The organism is Yersinia massiliensis CCUG 53443 (assembly GCF_000312485.1).
Classification (GTDB): Bacteria; Pseudomonadota; Gammaproteobacteria; order Enterobacterales; family Enterobacteriaceae; genus Yersinia; species Yersinia massiliensis.
Genome location: NZ_HE997646.1, coordinates 200487 through 218720 on the forward strand (window position 1 = coordinate 200487; position 18234 = coordinate 218720).

Genomic DNA, 18234 nt, shown 5'->3' on the forward strand with positions numbered 1-18234 from the left:
TATTGGCGAGCAAAATAAGGCGTTATATGGATCTCAGCGCGGCTGAAAAACCGGCACCTGACAATAAAACGATTCTGCACATCGCTGCCGTCAGCATAGTGGTATTTTTGCTTGCGCTCTTTTGCATCCAACTTTCTGAGCAGTCAGATAATCTGGCTCCTCTATGGTTCCCAACAGCCGTCTTAATGGTGGCTCTGTTCCATCACCCATTACGTTACTGGTCATGGCAACTGTTAGCGGCGGGGGTCTGCATTGTTGCCGCTAACTTTATACTTTATGGCATCAGTTGGTTTCCGCTTCCACTCACCTTAATTAATCTGACTGAGTCTGCGGTGGGGGCTTGGTTGTTGCGCCTGTTCCTACAGCCAAAAGACCCACTCAACAATCTCTTCAGTTGGCTCAAATTCTCAATTTGTACCGTGATTATCGTCCCCCTGATCAGTGGGTTGGCAGCAGCATGGTATCTCTCGCCGCAGAACGGAGAATTTGTGCAGGTGTTCACGGTGTGGTTTATGTCTGAAGCCATCGGTATGTTGGCACTTGGGCCAATTGGGCTACTTTATCGGCGTGGCTACTTTAATATTGCGACCAAATCCAAAGCACTGTTTGACATGATGTGGATGATGATTCTGTCGTTGACGGCATGTTATATCGGCCTGATTTATCTGCCCTTCCCGTTTACTTTTGTCATCATGGCGCTGATTTGGACCTCCATCCGTTTGCCGCGTTTTGAGACATTTACCATCTGTTTTTTGGCCACGCTGATGATAGCGTTGATGATCAATTTCAACCTATTTACCCTTCATACCGATAGCACGTTGTCCGTTCAGGCGCTCTCCTTTATCCCATTATTAATGGTATTGATTCCGCCACATGCCATGGCGATGGTGATGCATGCCTTCCGGATGGAAAAAGAGCATATCGTCGAGAGTGAGAACCGCTTTCGTAATGCGATGGAGTACTCGGCCATCGGCATGGCGCTGGTGTCACCCGAAGGCAAATGGATGCAGGTCAACCAAGCGTTATGTCGGTTACTCGGTTATCGCCAAGAAACCTTATTGACCCTGACTTTCCAGCAAATCACCTATCCGGAAGACCTGTCAGCCGACCTTAAATTACTTGATGATTTGTATCATGGCCGCATCCCGAGCTATTCGATGGAAAAGCGCTATGTCCGCAGCGATGGTGAAGTGGTGTGGGTGTTGCTGGTGGTCAGTGTGGTGCGAGATCACGAACAACAACCACTCTATTACATCTCGCAAGTCGAAGATATTAATGACCTGAAAAAGACCGAGATTATTAATCGCCGTCTGGTGGAGCGTATCACGCTGGCGAACGAAGCCGGTGGTATTGGCATTTGGGAAATGGACCTGAGAACGAAGTCCATCAATTGGGATAAGCGGATGTACGAGCTGTACCATATCCCGCTCCATACCCCCGTTGATGATAAAGTTTGGCGTACATACGTTCATCCCGAAGACATCAATCGCGTCAATCGTGAATTTGCCGCCGCCTTGAATCAGCGCCAACCGTATCGCTTGGAATTTAGGCTGTTATTGCCCAGCGGTGAGATTGTCCACCTGCGCAATCAGGCCAATATGGTGTGCGATAAAAACGGCAATATTTTGCGTTTGATTGGTACCACGCTGGATATGACAGAAGTCAGGAACCTGACCGAAGCCCTGCACGAGGAGAAAGAGCGGCTGCACATTACGTTGGACTCTATCGGTGAAGCCGTGGTCTGTACCGACCAAGAGATGAAGATTACCTTTATGAACCCCGTCGCGGAAAAAATGACCGGCTGGGCCAATACTATCGCGCTGGGTCAGCCCGTCAGTCACATTATCAAGCTGACCAACGGCGTCGATGGGCCAGAAATCGCTAATCCAATCGAACATTGCCTCAATCATCGTCCCTATTCTTCGCTGAATGAATCGATGGTGTTACATCATCGAGATGGGCAATATTACGACATTCAAGAGTCAGTCGCGCCACTGAAAACCTTGGAAGGCGGGGTTGTCGGGGCGGTGATGGTGTTCCAAGATGTTGGCGAGTCTCGCGCCATGATGCGCAAACTGAGCCACAGTGCTTCACACGATAATCTCACTGGCTTGCCAAACCGTGCCAACTTTGAAAATAAGCTCAAAGCGGCCATTCAGGTGAGTATCGAACTTGAACAACAACATGCGCTGGCGTTCCTCGATTTAGATTATTTTAAGGCGGTCAACGATACTGCTGGGCATCCTGCCGGCGATGCCCTGCTCAAAGAACTTAGCCAATTAATGCGCCAACATTTACGCAATAGCGATTGTGTTGCCCGCCTCGGCGGTGATGAGTTCGGTTTACTGATGCTCAATTGCACACTGCCCCATGCCAAAGCCATTACCCAAAGTCTAGTGTCCATGATCAATGGCTACCATTTCTACTGGGAAGATAAGCTCTATCGTATCGGGGCCAGTGCTGGTGTGACCCAAATCAGCAGCAGCAACAATCAACGCAGTGAAATCATGGCACAAGCCGATATCGCCTGTTATACCGCCAAGAATAGTGGCCGCGGGCAAGTCGTCCTTTATCAGCCACGGCAGAAGCAGTTGCTGGCGCGCCAGCACGAATTGCTGAGCCAAGAAGATGTCGAAAATATCCTCCGTGATAACCAACTGACGCTACAACTGGCCCCGACAGCACCGCCGAAAACACCGTTGTCAGTCTGTTTTTATCAGGTCAGTTTCACGGTCAATTGCCCACAGCACATTAATGTCAGCCAAGATGCCTTTCAGGAAGCCGCGCTATTGTACGGCTTGCTGCCGCAAGTTGACGGTTGGGTATGCGAGCAACTTCTCGGCTTACAAGCGGAGGCGATTAACCGCAAAGGGCTGGCACTGGCGATCCCGTTATCAGAGATTGCACTGCTCAAAGAAGATTTCCGCCAGTCATTACTGGCCCTGATGCAACACACGCCATTACCACCACAGAGCCTGTATTGGATGGTGGATGAGTCGAGCTTGCTGCAATACCCCTTCGCGATCGGTAATTTCCTCGCCAAGTTGCAAGAAATGGGCTGTCAGCTCATCGTGAAAGAGTTTGGTCATAATCTGAATGATTTTGAGCTATTGGCAGAACACACCATTAACTACCTCAAGTTCAACAGGGACTTAATTGCCCATATCCATATTAATCAAATGGATGAAGTGCTGGTGTCCATTATCAACGGCACGGCGCAGCGGGCTAATATTGCCACTTTAGCGGGCCCCGCTGATTTACCCCCTATCCTCAACAAGCTCACGGCGATTGGTGTCGATTTAGCCGACGGTGAAACCATCGGCCGCACGCAGCCGTTGTCTGAGGTGCTTAACAGCGGGTATTTCGCCATTAAGTGACTTATTTCACCGTTAAGTAACTTGTTTCGCCATCAAGTAACTGGCTTGCTTTGGTTCAACGCGCACCGCTACAGATATTTTTATCCCTTATGTGCAACCCTGCATACGGGATAAAAAATCCTGCATTTGATGATTGCCCCGTCGCCCACTCTGGGGTAAAGTCGGCCCCTTTTATTTGGCCTGGGGGGCAATGATGTTCATTGGATTTGACTACGGTACAGCAAACTGTTCAGTTGCCGTGATGCGGGGCGATGCGCCTGAGTTGCTGACGCTGGAAAATAATGACGTCTATCTGCCATCCATGTTGTGCGCACCGACCCGTGAAGCGGTCAGCGAGTGCTTACACCGTCATTGGCAAGTGCCGACCGGCAGCGACGAAAACCAGCAACTATTACGCCGGGCCATGGCGTTCAATCGCGAAGAAGATATTCCCGTTAGCGCCGATAGCCTGATGTTTGGTTTGTCTGCGCTGGCGCAATATATTGACGATCCTGAAGAAGTTTACTTTGTGAAATCCCCTAAATCCTTCTTGGGGGCCAATGGGCTGAAACCACAGCAATTGGCACTGTTTGAGGATTTAGTCTGCGCCATGATGTTCCACATCAAACGGCAAGCAGAATCCGTCTTGGCGGCAGACATCCACCAAACGGTGATTGGCCGTCCGGTCAACTTCCAAGGCTCCGGTGGTGAAGAGGCGAACCGACAGGCGGAAGGTATTTTACTGCGTGCCGCACAACGTGCCGGTTTTCGCGATATCGCTTTCCAATTTGAGCCGGTCGCCGCGGGCTTGGATTTTGAAGCCACATTGACGGAAGAGAAAACCGTGCTGGTGGTGGATATCGGCGGCGGGACAACAGACTGTTCGGTGTTGTTGATGGGGCCGAAATGGCAAGGTATGGCTGACCGCCAAGAAAGCCTGCTGGGCCACAGTGGTTGCCGTGTCGGGGGCAACGATTTAGATATCATGCTGGCGTTTAAGCAGTTAATGCCGCTGTTTGGCATGGGCGGCGAAACCGAAAAAGGCATCGCCATGCCGTCACTCCCTTATTGGAATGCGGTTGCCACCAACGATGTCCCCGCGCAAAGTGACTTCTACAGCACGGTGAATGGCCGTTTCCTGCGTGATTTGATTCGCGATGCCGCACATCCACAGCAAGTGGAACGCTTGCTGAAGGTGTATCAACAGCGCCTGAGCTACCGTATTGTTCGCGCCGCAGAAGAGAGCAAGATTGCGCTGTCTGCACAGGAACAGGTCGCGGCGGCACTGGATTTTGTTCAACCGCAATTGGGCCAAATCATCAACCAGCAGCAATTGGCCGAATCGATTGCCCAACCTCTACAACGGATCCAAGAACAAGTCAGTTTGGCGCTGTCCACCAGTCATATCACCCCCGATGTGATTTATCTCACCGGCGGCAGTGCTCGCTCTCCGTTACTGCGCGCCGCGTTGCAACAGCAATTGCCGGGTATCCCATTGGTAGGTGGCAATGATTTTGGCTCGGTCACGGCCGGATTAGCCCGCTGGGCAAAAACGCTGTACCAATAACGTTGTACCCATCACTGTTTTTTACCTCCCTGCCTCACGGAAATTCGTGACGGGGAGGTCTCCTCCTCTTTTTTTCGCCAATATTCAAATTCCAGCAATACTGAATTTCGCCCTTCGCTATCTCATTTCTCACGAAAATTTCATCACGTACACTAAAAATCCCCCCCTCTCTCGCCATTGGCAATCGGCTATTCAAAGCACATATTCAAACCACAGATTAAGGTTGATAAGGCTAAAAACCGCTATTTTAATGCCAACACTAAGTCCGTTAATATCACTAAGGTCCATCTTAGTTCTTTAATACTTAATTTTAAGGCATTCTTCTGATTAATTAATGAATATCCTCCACTGATTAAATACGCTAATTAACTTATTCGCCATTAATTCCGAAAACGTCATATTCACATTAACGTTTCAGGTCACTATATTAGCTCCCAAGTTGAAACGGCAACAAACACCTTTCACTTCAATACTGGCTAACGTAAGCCAATAACAATTAACCTTTAAATAAATGAATTATTAACAACAGGAATTTTATTATGAAAAAGAAACTTATCGTCACCTCATTACTGGCAGCAACCGTATTTGCCTCTGCAGCGAATGCAGCCACTATTAATATCACCGGTTCTATCGCAGCAGCACCTTGTATTATCGATGTCGCAAGTTCTACTAGTAACGTCACAATGCCCGCTATTTTCGAAGCTGATTTAGCTTCTCTTACGAGCGGTGGCGTCATTGATAAATCATCAACGCCGATTGAAATTAACTTAAGCACTTGTCCAGCACTGGCGAGCAATGCAGTTGTCACCTTCACGGGAGCCGGTGCTGGCGATGCATTTTCACTAGGCAATGCCGTCAAAGGTGTGGCATTAAAAATTTATGATAGCAGTGATAACGAAATCACCGCAGTAAATGGTACTGCTGTTGCAAGAACTAACGCACTAGGGGTCCAAGCAAATCAGAAACTTGAATATAAACTTAAGTATGTGAAAACTGCTGAGCCATTTACCGAAGGAGCAGTGAGTGCAGCAGTTGATTTCGATGTTACTTATAACTAACTCCACTCCAGAATAATAATGGCTAGCCGCTACCCAGCGGCACCATTGTATTTTTAATCTTCACTTCCTCTTTTTATCTATTGAGGAAGTCATTTATATTTACTATTAAGAGAAAAAACCATGCCGTGGTTAAAATCGTTGTTCTTTATCGCCTGTTTAACCGGCGTGATAAATTCCGCTCAAGCAGGCGTCCTTATTGGTGGCACCCGTATTATTTATGATGGCGCCAAGAAAGAAGCCGCTATTTCCGTCACCAACGAAGATAAAAATTCGCCTTACTTAATTCAAAGTTGGGTCGATAATTTCGATACGAATAACACGAACAAAGTGCCCTTTATGGTCACCCCGCCCTTATTCCGTTTAGATGGCGGGAAAGAAAGTAGCTTACGTATTCTGTTCACTGGCAATAAATTGCCCCAAGACCGTGAATCCATATATTGGTTGAATATAAAATCTATTCCATCAAGCCCAAAAAGCGATAGCAACCAGCTGTTTATCTCGATTAAAAACCGCATCAAATTATTCTACCGCCCATCCGGTTTAGTGGGTCATGCCGCTGATGCTTATAAAGCACTGAGTTTCTCTCGTCAGGGTAACCAGTTGCTGGTGAACAACCCAACCGCTTATCACGCCTCTTTCCATACGCTGAAAGTCGGTACCCATGAAATTAAAGGTGCCTTGATGGTGGCCCCTAAAAGCACCCTGACTATTGAACTGCCCGCCGGTACCTCCAACACCGTGAGCTGGCAGGTCATTAACGATTTTGGTGGCACTTCTGATATTGCCACTGCCAACCTATAAGCCTGAGTGATCATCATGACGCACCTTCATTTGCCTTTACCGCCCACGCGACGGGCTTTAAGGCTGGCGGTTCAATTGGCGCTGGGGTTAACCGCCTTATCAACGCCAGCCTGGGCCGAGGATTACTTCAATCCCAGCTCACTTGAAATCAAAGATGCCAGCTATGCCGCCGTTGATTTAAGTATTTTTGCCCAATCGGGTGCGCAGTTACCCGGTACCTACCGTGTCGATATTTACCTCAATGGCCAGCAGATTGAGACGCGAGATGTCAATTTTGTTGGCGATAACGGGAAGTTACTGCCAGAAATCACCCCACAACAACTGACTGATTTAGGGGTGAAAGTGGCGGCTTTCCCTGCCTTACAACTGCGGCCCGCGGATTTGCCGGTCACGCAATTAGGGGAATTTATCCCCGCGGCCAGCACTCGTTTCGATTTCCACCTTCAGCGGCTTGATATCAGTGTTCCGCAGGCAGCCCTTAACAGTCAGGCCCGTGGCTATATTGACCCTAAACAGTGGGATCAAGGTATTCCGGCACTGATGCTCAATTACAGCCTGAGTGGCGCTCAGAGCAAACAGAATAACCAGCCAGCGAGCAGCAATCACTTTCTGAATTTGCGCAGTGGCGTTAACTGGGGCGCGTGGCGTTTACGCAACTATTCAACCTACAGCCAAAACAGCCAAGGTGATCGCCAGTGGAATATCCTGACGAATACGCTACAACGTGATATTCATGCTATCAAAGGTCAATTCACCCTCGGGGATAGTTATACCCCCGGCGATATTCTGATCGGGGTGCCTTTTCGCGGCGCGCAGTTAGCCTCCGATGACAGTATGTTGCCTGATAGCCAGCGCGGCTTTGCGCCGGTCGTGCGTGGCATTGCACAAAGCAACGCTCAAGTCACCGTGCGCCAGAATAACAATGTGATTTACCAAACTTATGTGCCACCGGGGGCTTTTGTCATTGACGATCTGTTCCCGACCTCTTCCAGCGGGGATTTAGAGGTCACGATAAAAGAAGCCGATGGCAGCGAGCGCCAATTTAAGCAAGCATTTTCCGCCGCCCCCCTGATGCAGCGCGAGGGCAGCCTGAAGTATGCACTGAGCGCCGGTCAATATCGGCAAGCCCGTCAGGGTAGCCCTATGCCCTATTTTGCCCAAACTTCATTGGCTTATGGGATGCCTTACGGGTTTACGCTGTATAACGGCTTCTTATTGGCCGCCGATTATCAAGCCGGCGCACTGGGTGTTGGCATGGGTTTAGGCAGTATGGGGTCGGTATCAGCGGATGTGACGCAAGCCAAAACGCGCTTTGAGGATGATACCACCCGCCAAGGGCAATCTTATCGCCTGCAATATGCCAAAAGCATTAACGCGACTGGGACTCACTTTTCCCTCGGTAGCCACCGCTACTCTACTGAAGGTTTCTATGATTTCAGTGAAGCGAATCAGTTAACTGGGGTAGGCAGCATTAACGCTCAGGGGCGCAATAATAACAAACGCAGCCGGACTCAGTTCCATGTCAGCCAATCTCTGAATGATTTTGGCAGCCTATACCTTTCCGCCTATCAGCAAGATTATTGGCAGCGTAAAGGCATCGAGCGCAATGCCACATTGGGCTACAACATTTCGCTGTCTGGCATCAGCTATAGCCTGAACTACAGCTATAGCCAGGCCCCCAATCAGCAACAAAACGATCAGCGTATCAATTTAAGTATGAACATCCCGCTGAGCCGATGGCTACCCAATAGCTGGGCCAATTACAGCCTCAATAATAGTCAAGGGGGTGGCACCAGCCAGCAATTAGGCTTAGGTGGCAGCCTGCTAGCAAACAATCAACTGAGCTATAACCTGCAACAAAGTCGCTCTAGCCGCGGCGGTGGCAATAATGGCAGCCTGAACAGCAGTTATAACGGGGCTTATGGTCAGTTGAGTGCCGGTTACAGTTATGGCGCAGATCGCCGCCAGATGAACTATGGCCTCAACGGTGGCGTGTTGGCGCACCGCTACGGCGTGACGCTATCGCAATCCCAAAGCGACACTCTGGTGTTAGTGCGTGCCCCCGGAGCCAGTGGAGTCGGGGTTGGCCGTGGCGTGAAAACCGACTGGCGCGGCTATGCGGTGGTGCCTTATGCCACGAGTTACCGCCAGAACACGGTGTCACTCGATACCCAAAGCATGGGCGATAACATTGATATGGATATCACCAGCCAAACCGTGGTGCCGACACGGGGTGCGGTAGTGCTGGCTAACTTCAAACCTCGCTTGGGCAGCCGCGTGTTGATCAACCTGACTTATCAGGGCAAGCCGATACCTTTCGGTGCCATGGCGAGCTTACAAGGGGATGAATCAGACAGCAGCAATAGCAGCATCGTGGGTGATAACGGTCAGGTGTATCTCAGCGGCGTGCCGGAAAGCGGCCAGTTGCAGGTGCAATGGGGCAATCAAGTTAAGCAGCAATGCCAGGTGAAATTCACCTTGCCCGCCGCTGAGACAAATACCATTTCGACGGTGCGCGTACTAGATGCGGTGTGCCGGTAAATAAACCTAGCGTGCGGGTGAATATTTTTATTCATCCGCTAGCCGATAAAATAACTTATTTCATAGGTCAGTATGTTTTATTCCAAATTACTAAAAATCAAAAATAACATTCGTCTCAGTCAATTAAGTCTCATCGGGGGCAGTCTGGCATTATTAATGCTTAGCCCTTCTGCTGCGGCAGTTGATTGCATATACGAAAATAATTTTTTTAATATAAAAAAAGAGATTAATTTAGGCCCCAACCAAAAAATACTTCATGAAGAAGTGATAGCAGATGTTGAAGTTAAAATTTTTTGCAATAAAAATCCAAATGTAGATTTTAAAATCACTTCGAGTATCAATTCGATTCAAAACTTATCTAACGTTTATCCAACCAACCTAGACGGGATCGGAATAAAATATCAAATAGGCGATCTCAATCATAATCAGTGCAAAAAAGGCACTTCAGGTTCAATAAATAACATGGCTAACACACTTAATTTTTATTGTCGTGCTATTACAAATAAATCTCAGATTGATACCCGCTATGATAAAATTATTCTTGTAAAGCTAAAGGACGCTCATTCCGTTGGTAAGATTAGATTATACCCAAATTTTCAAGTGACACAGTCCATTGCAGGATCAACAACAAGCAGGGTTACTGTTCCTACTCAATTATCCGACGTATCAAATGGATTAGCTATTAGACGATATGGCTGTACGCTGGGTACACCCAATCTAGTTATCCCAATTGGGCAGGTGAAGTCTAATAATTTTACTGGAGTTCGTTCAACTTTTGGTCGTAAAGCAAGTATTTTAGAATTAACCTGCTACCCTGGTACCCACTATTTTCTTAGGGTTGATGGCGTTCAAGAAGGCAACCATCCGGGGGTAATTAAATTAACATCCGAAGCCGGTGTTGCCACCGGCGTGGGCGTGCAATTATTAGCGAATGGCCAACCGGTAGAATTTGGCAAAGCAAAACAAATGGGCACCTCTGACACTAGTGGGAATAGTTTTAAAGAAACCATTGATATCACTGCCCAATATTACCAAACCGAAAATAGGGTCACCCCCGGTCCCGCTAATGCTAGCGCGACCTTTACCATGACTTATCAATAACCCAGCGAACAATCGATTTAGCAGGAGTGGGAATGGCTCACTCCTCGCTATTTTACGCCGCCGCAGACAATGCCCCTTCACGGCCATCCCCCTATCAAAGACCTGTGTGAACGTATCTATACAGTACTTTCATATTTCCTCCATTTTTATCCGGTAAATCCCCGCTAAACTAGTAAGATATCCAAAAACTTAGGTATGCACTTTGCTGCCGCTACTCAGAAAATCAAAAGGAATTCTCCGCCATCATGAAAGCTCACTCTAAACGCAACTCCCGAGTCTTTATTTTATTGGGTATCGCGGTGGCGATTATTATTGCTGTATTTCTCTGGCGTCACTTCAGTACAGCCCCCGCGAGCAATGCGACCGGTGCGCAGCCTCAGGCCAGTGCCGCTGGCCCTGCACGCGCGGGGGGCCGCCGCAATATGCCGATGTCACCGGTACAAGCCGCCACCGCTACCGAGCAAGCGGTGCCGCGTTATCTCACCGGTTTAGGTACTGTGATGGCCGCCAATACCGTCACCGTGACCAGCCGCGTCGATGGCCAATTAATGGCAATCCACTTTACCGAAGGCCAACAGGTTGCCGCCGGTGATTTGCTGGCTGAAATTGATCCCCGCCCTTATCAAGTGCAACTGACTCAAGCGCAGGGCCAGCTCGCCAAAGATCAAGCCACACTTGATAACGCCCGCCGTGACCTGGCGCGCTATCAAAAATTGGTCAAAACCGGCGTCATCGCCCAACAAGAGCTGGATACCCAAGCCTCGTTAGTTCGCCAAAGTGAAGGCAGTGTGAAGGCCGATCAAGGGGCTATCGATAGCGCTAAGCTGCAATTGACTTATAGCCGCATTACGGCGCCCATCTCAGGCAAAGTGGGGCTGAAACAAGTGGATGTGGGTAACTTCATCACCAGTGGCACAGCGACGCCGATTGTGGTGATCACCCAAACGCACCCTGTTGATGTGGTCTTTACCCTGCCAGAAAGTGATATTCCGGCCATTATGCAAGCGCAGAAAAATGCGCAAAAAAATAACACCACCGTGCCCGTGGAAGCCTGGGATCGCACCAATAAACAGCTGTTGGCGCAGGGCTATCTGCTCAGCATCGATAACCAGATTGATACCACCACTGGCACCATTAAGCTAAAAGCGCGCTTCGCCAATGAAGATGACGTGCTGTTCCCCAATCAGTTTGTGAATGCTCGCATCAAGGTCGATTTACTGCAAAACGCTGTCGTGGTGCCAACCGCTGCCGTGCAAATGGGCAATGAAGGCAGCTTTGTCTGGACGTTAAACGACGAAAACAAAGTCAGCAAACATCTGGTCACCACCGGTATTCAAGACAGCAAACAAGTGGTCATTACGGCGGGGCTAGACGCCGGTCAGCGCGTGGTTACTGACGGTATTGATCGCCTGACAGAAGGTGCGCAGGTGGAGGTGGTGACACCGCGCTCCGCTGAAGCAGAGAAAACCGAGGCCGCAGAAAAGCCTGCCGCAGAGCAAAAAGGGACGCGCAGCGGGGGTAGAAGGCATGCCGCAGAGGCACAAGCTAGCGGCACTCCTGCGGCGGAGAAATCCTGATGCAAGTGATGCCTCCAACCCCCGGTGGTGGCCCATCACGGCTGTTTATATTACGCCCCGTTGCCACCACTTTGTTTATGATTGCCATCTTGCTGGCGGGGATCATGGGCTACCGTGCGTTGCCGGTTTCCGCCCTACCGGAAGTCGATTACCCGACGATTCAAGTGGTGACGCTGTATCCCGGTGCTAGCCCTGATGTGGTGACCTCTTCCATTACCGCACCACTGGAGCGGCAGTTTGGTCAAATGTCGGGCCTGAAACAGATGGCGTCGCAAAGCTCAGGCGGCGCGTCAGTCATCACGCTGCAATTCCAGCTTAACTTGCCGCTTGATGTGGCCGAGCAAGAGGTGCAAGCGGCGATCAACTCCGCCACTAATCTGCTGCCAAATGATCTGCCCTACCCGCCGATTTACAGCAAAGTGAATCCGGCGGATCCGCCGATTCTGACACTGGCAGTGACTTCCACGGCGATCCCGATGACGCAAGTGGAAGATATGGTGGAAACCCGCATTGCGCAGAAAATCTCGCAAGTGACTGGCGTTGGTTTGGTGACCATTTCAGGCGGTCAGCGCCCCGCCGTGCGCGTCAAACTCAATGCACCAGCGGTGGCCGCTTTGGGGCTGGATAGCGAAACCATTCGCACCGCCATCAGCAATGCTAACGTCAACTCGGCCAAAGGGAGCCTCGATGGGCCAACCCGTTCAGTGACGTTATCAGCCAATGACCAAATGAAATCCGCCGAGGATTACCGCGACCTGATCGTCGCCTACCAAAACGGCGCGCCGATCCGCTTGCAGGATGTCGCCACCATTGAGCAAGGAGCCGAAAATAACAAGTTGGCGGCTTGGGCCAATAACCAACAAGCTATTGTGCTGAATATCCAGCGCCAGCCGGGCGTTAATGTGATCGCCACCGCCGACAGTATTCGCGAGATGCTGCCGGATCTGATTAAAAGTTTACCCAAATCGGTGGATGTCAAAATCCTCACCGACCGCACCACCACCATCCGAGCCTCCGTCAGCGATGTGCAATTTGAATTACTGCTGGCGATTGCCTTGGTGGTGATGGTGATTTATCTGTTCCTGCGCAATGCCGCCGCCACGATCATTCCCAGTGTGGCGGTGCCGCTGTCGCTGATCGGCACCTTTGCTGCGATGTATTTCCTTGGCTTTTCAATCAATAACCTCACATTGATGGCGCTCACCATCGCCACCGGTTTTGTGGTCGATGATGCCATCGTGGTGATTGAGAATATCTCCCGCTATATCGAAAAAGGCGAGAAGCCACTGGATGCGGCGCTAAAGGGAGCCGGTGAGATTGGTTTTACCATCATTTCGCTGACGTTCTCGTTGATTGCAGTGTTGATCCCGCTGCTGTTTATGGGGGATATTGTTGGCCGTTTGTTCCGTGAGTTTGCTGTCACCTTGGCGATTGCCATCTTAATTTCTGCGGTAGTGTCCCTGACGCTCACCCCGATGATGTGCGCGCGCATGCTCAGTTATGAGTCATTACGTAAACAAAATCGCCTGTCCCGCGCGAGTGAGAAATTCTTCGATTGGATGATTGCCCATTATGCGGTTGCGCTGAAGAAAGTGCTGAAGCATCAATGGATCACCTTAGGCGTCGCGTTAAGCACACTGGTGTTGACGGTACTGCTCTACCTGCTGATGCCCAAAGGCTTTTTCCCCTTGCAGGATAACGGGCTGATTCAAGGCACGTTGGAAGCGCCGCAATCTGTATCTTTCAGCAATATGGCCGAACGCCAGCAGCAAGTGGCCGCCATCATCCTCAAAGATCCGGCGGTGGAAAGTTTAACCTCGTTTGTCGGTGTCGATGGCACCAATGCCACCCTCAACAATGGCCGGTTGCAGATTAACCTAAAACCACTGAATGAGCGGGCAGACCGCATTCCAGAGGTGATTACCCGCTTGCAAGAAAGTGTCGCTGGCCTACCAGGCATCAAACTCTATTTGCAGCCGGTACAAGATTTGACGATTGATACCCAACTGAGCCGCACGCAATATCAGTTCACGCTACAAGCAACGTCGCTGGAAGAACTGAGCACTTGGGTGCCTAAACTGATCAGTGAGTTGCAGCAACAAGCGCCTTTCCAAGATGTCACCAGCGACTGGCAGGATCAGGGGTTAGTGGCGTTTGTGAATGTGGACAGAGACAGCGCCAGCCGTTTGGGGATCACCATGGCGGCCATCGACAGTGCGCTATACAACGCCTTTGGTCAGCGGTTGATTTCCACCATTTACACGCAGGCCAACCAATATCGCGTGGTGTTGGAACATGACGTGCAAGCCACACCGGGGTTATCCGCCTTCAATGATATCCGCCTCACCGGCAGCGACGGTAAAGGGGTGCCGTTAAGCAGCATTGCCACCATCGAAGAGCGCTTTGGGCCACTGTCCATCAACCATTTGAATCAGTTCCCATCCGCGACGATCTCCTTCAATGTGGCGCAGGGTTACTCCCTTGGCGAAGCGGTGGAAGCCGTCACACAGGCGGAGCAAGCCATCCAGTTGCCTGCGGACATTACCACCCGCTTCCAAGGTTCAACATTGGCGTTTCAAGCGGCACTCGGCAGCACACTGTGGCTGATTATCGCGGCCATTGTGGCGATGTATATTGTGCTCGGTGTTTTGTACGAAAGTTTTATTCATCCGGTGACCATTCTCTCGACCCTGCCGACCGCCGGCGTCGGGGCATTGCTGGCGCTGATGTTAACCGGCCATGAACTGGATGTGATTGCCATCATCGGGATAATTTTGCTGATCGGCATCGTGAAGAAAAATGCGATCATGATGATCGACTTCGCGCTGGCGGCTGAGCGCGATAAAGGCATGACCCCCTACGATGCTATCTATCAGGCATGCTTGTTGCGTTTCCGCCCGATTCTAATGACCACATTGGCCGCGCTATTTGGTGCCTTGCCCTTGATGCTCAGTACCGGTGCTGGCGCAGAATTACGCCAACCACTGGGGGTATGTATGGTCGGCGGCTTGATCGTTAGCCAAATCCTGACCCTGTTTACCACGCCGGTTATCTATCTGTTGTTCGATAAGTTGGCGCGCAATACTCATCCTCGTGATGAGCATGATTTACCTGCGCCGCAAGATGGACCAGCATTGCCGAATGGACGGGAATTGCCGTGAAATTCTTCAATCTGTTCATTCAACGCCCCGTCGCGACCACTCTGCTGACACTGGCTATTACCCTCAGCGGCGTTATCGGTTTTAGTTTATTACCGGTATCGCCGCTGCCACAGGTTGATTATCCGGTGATTGCGGTGCGCGCCTCGATGCCCGGTGCAGATCCAGAAACCATGGCCTCATCCATTGCCACGCCACTGGAGCGCGCTTTAGGCAGAATTGCTGGCGTCAATGAGATGACCTCAACTAGCTCATTGGGCAGTACGCGGATTATTTTGCAGTTTGATCTCAACCGCGATATCAACGGTGCTGCCCGTGATGTGCAGGCAGCGCTGAATGCGGCGCAAAGTTTGTTGCCGACAGGGATGCCGAACCGCCCGACCTACAGCAAAATGAACCCATCTGACGCGCCGATCATGATCATGACGCTGACATCGGATACCTTCACTCAAGGCCAACTGTATGACTTTGCCTCAACCAAACTGGCGCAGAAAATCGCCCAGACGGAAGGCGTCAGTGATGTGAGTGTTGGCGGCAGTTCATTGCCTGCGGTGCGCGTGGAGCTTAACCCCAGCGCGCTGTTTAATCAGGGCGTCTCACTCGATGCGGTGCGCCAAGCGATCAGTGCCGCGAACGTTCGCCGCCCGCAAGGGTCGGTCGATAGCAGTGAGCAACACTGGCAAGTTCAAGCCAATGATGAGATCAAAACCGCCGAGGGTTACCGCCCGCTGATCATCCACTATAACAACGGTTCACCCGTGCGATTGCAGGACGTCGCCAACGTCGTGGACTCCGTACAAGATGTGCGCAATGCCGGGATGTCAGATGGCAAATCGGCCGTGCTGCTGGTGATCAGCCGTGAACCGGGGGCCAATATTATTGCCACGGTAGACAGAATTCGTGCGGAACTGCCTGCCCTGCGTGCCTCGATCCCCGCGTCAATCGACTTAAAAATTGCGCAGGATCGCTCCCCGACGATCCGTGCCTCACTGGAAGAAGTGGAGCGTTCACTGATCATCGCGGTGGCACTGGTGATTCTGGTGGTGTTCCTGTTCCTGCGCTCAGGCCGTGCCACATTAATACCGGCGGTGGCTGTTCCCGTGTCACTGATTGGCACCTTTGCCGCCATGTATCTGTGCGGCTTTAGCCTCAATAATCTGTCACTCATGGCGCTGACCATCGCCACCGGTTTTGTGGTCGATGATGCCATTGTGGTGCTGGAGAATATCTCTCGCCATTTGGAGGCGGGAGTGAAACCCATGGCTGCCGCCCTGCGCGGGGTGCGTGAAGTCGGTTTTACCGTCTTGTCGATGAGTATCTCGTTAGTGGCAGTCTTTATTCCCCTGCTGCTGATGGAGGGGTTACCGGGGCGTTTATTCCGTGAGTTTGCCATTACGTTATCGGTGGCAATCGGCATCTCTCTGGTGATTTCCCTGACGCTGACGCCGATGATGTGCGCCCACTTGTTACGTGCGCGTCCTGCCGGCGAGCAGCAACGAATCCGTGGTTTCGGTAAAGTGCTATTAGCCATTCAACAAGGGTATGGCCGTTCACTCAATTGGGTGTTGAACCATACACGCTGGGTGATGGTGGTGCTACTTTCAACTATCGCGCTGAATGTTTGGCTCTATATCAGTATCCCGAAAACCTTTTTCCCCGAGCAAGATACCGGCCGCATGATGGGCTTTATTCAAGCCGATCAGAGCATCTCTTTCCAAGCGATGCAGCAAAAGCTGAAGAATTTCATGAAGATCATCAATGATGATCCGGCGGTCGACAATGTGACCGGATTTACCGGTGGCTCCCGCACGAACAGCGGTTCGATGTTTATCTCACTCAAACCGCTGAGTGAACGCAGCGAAACCGCGCAGCAAATTATCACCCGTTTGCGGGGGAAATTAGCCAAAGAACCCGGTGCCAGCCTATTTTTGGCACCGGTGCAGGATATCCGCGTCGGTGGGCGTCAGGCTAATGCTAGCTACCAATTTACTTTGCTCGCAGACGATTTGACCGCGCTTCGTGAGTGGGAACCGAAAGTCCGCGCAGCACTGGCGAAATTACCTGAATTGGCGGATGTTAACTCCGACCAGCAAGATAAAGGGGCAGAGATCGCGCTGACTTACGATCGTGAAACCATGGCACGGCTGGGTATTGATGTGTCCGATGCCAATGCCCTGCTGAACAATGCCTTTGGTCAGCGACAGATTTCCACCATTTATCAGCCGTTGAACCAATATAAAGTGGTGATGGAAGTCGCGCCGCAATATACGCAGGATGTCAGTTCGCTGGATAAAATGTTTGTCATTAATAGCAGCGGTCAGTCCATTCCCCTGTCTTACTTCGCCAAATGGCAGCCCGCTAACGCACCATTGGCGGTCAACCATCAGGGCTTATCTGCTGCCTCGACAATTTCGTTTAACTTGCCCGAAGGCGGCAGTTTATCGGAAGCCACCGCCGCCGTTGAACGCGCCATGACCGAGCTGGGTGTCCCGTCCACGGTGCGCGGCACCTTTACCGGCACCGCGCAGGTGTTCCAAGAAACGCTGAAATCTCAGTTGTGGCTGATCATGGCGGCGATTGCCACGGTCTATATCGTGCTCGGGATTTTGTACGAGAGTTATGTCCATCCGCTGACCATCCTTTCCACGCTGCCCTCCGCTGGAGTCGGGGCGCTGCTGGCGCTGGAACTGTTCGATGCGCCCTTTAGCCTTATCGCGCTAATCGGCATTATGTTGTTGATTGGTATCGTGAAAAAGAACGCCATTATGATGGTGGATTTCGCGCTGGAGGCGCAGCGTAACGGGAATATCAGCGCGCGTGAGGCTATTTTCCAAGCCAGTTTATTGCGCTTCCGGCCGATTCTGATGACCACGTTGGCGGCCTTATTCGGCGCTTTACCGCTGGCATTAGGCAGTGGCGATGGGGCGGAATTGCGCCAGCCATTAGGGATCACCATTGTCGGTGGTTTGGTCATGAGTCAATTGCTGACCCTGTATACCACGCCGGTGGTTTATCTCTATTTTGATCGGCTGCGCAGTCGCTTTAGCAAACAGCCACTCGCCAGGTTGGAGTAAC

General features: G+C 51.0%; 9 protein-coding genes. All 9 read left to right on the forward strand.

Features of this window, described 5'->3' with window-relative positions; all coding sequences use genetic code 11:
- The first annotated feature begins 26 nt into the window (after positions 1-26).
- The 9 genes from BN68_RS15690 (at position 27) to mdtC (ending at position 18233) form a co-directional block, all read left to right on the forward strand.
- Positions 27-3377: a diguanylate cyclase gene (locus tag BN68_RS15690; RefSeq protein ID WP_019212116.1), complete on the forward strand. Its 3351-nt coding sequence runs from the start codon at positions 27-29 to the stop codon at positions 3375-3377.
- Positions 3378-3570: 193 nt separating this feature from the next.
- Entirely contained in the window at positions 3571-4923 is a 1353-nt protein-coding gene (gene yegD / locus BN68_RS15695) for a molecular chaperone (protein WP_019212117.1), read from the forward strand.
- A gap of 539 nt (positions 4924-5462) precedes the next feature.
- On the forward strand, positions 5463-5981 hold the full coding sequence (locus BN68_RS15700; RefSeq protein ID WP_019212118.1) for a fimbrial protein: 519 nt from the start codon (positions 5463-5465) through the stop codon (positions 5979-5981).
- 120 nt (positions 5982-6101) lie between these two features.
- The gene (locus BN68_RS15705; protein WP_019212119.1) at positions 6102-6782 is read left to right on the forward strand and encodes a fimbrial biogenesis chaperone; all 681 of its coding nucleotides are present in this window, start codon (positions 6102-6104) and stop codon (positions 6780-6782) included.
- A 15-nt stretch (positions 6783-6797) separates the two neighbouring features.
- The gene (locus tag BN68_RS15710; RefSeq protein ID WP_019212120.1) at positions 6798-9323 is read left to right on the forward strand and encodes a fimbria/pilus outer membrane usher protein; all 2526 of its coding nucleotides are present in this window, start codon (positions 6798-6800) and stop codon (positions 9321-9323) included.
- A 72-nt stretch (positions 9324-9395) separates the two neighbouring features.
- Positions 9396-10424, forward strand: a complete 1029-nt coding sequence (locus tag BN68_RS23700) for a fimbrial protein (RefSeq protein WP_081578846.1) — start codon at positions 9396-9398, stop codon at positions 10422-10424.
- Positions 10425-10669: 245 nt separating this feature from the next.
- A complete protein-coding gene (locus BN68_RS15720; protein ID WP_019212122.1) occupies positions 10670-12001 on the forward strand; it encodes an MdtA/MuxA family multidrug efflux RND transporter periplasmic adaptor subunit in 1332 nt (443 codons plus the stop codon).
- Positions 12001-15162 (forward strand): MdtB/MuxB family multidrug efflux RND transporter permease subunit, encoded by a 3162-nt coding sequence (locus BN68_RS15725; protein ID WP_019212123.1) that lies wholly within the window; start codon positions 12001-12003, stop codon positions 15160-15162. The genes BN68_RS15720 and BN68_RS15725 overlap by 1 nt, the downstream gene beginning before the upstream one ends.
- Positions 15159-18233, forward strand: coding sequence for a multidrug efflux RND transporter permease subunit MdtC (gene mdtC, locus BN68_RS15730; RefSeq protein ID WP_019212124.1), 3075 nt, complete (start codon positions 15159-15161; stop codon positions 18231-18233). Before BN68_RS15725 ends, mdtC begins: the two co-directional genes overlap by 4 nt.
- Position 18234 lies beyond the last annotated feature (1 nt).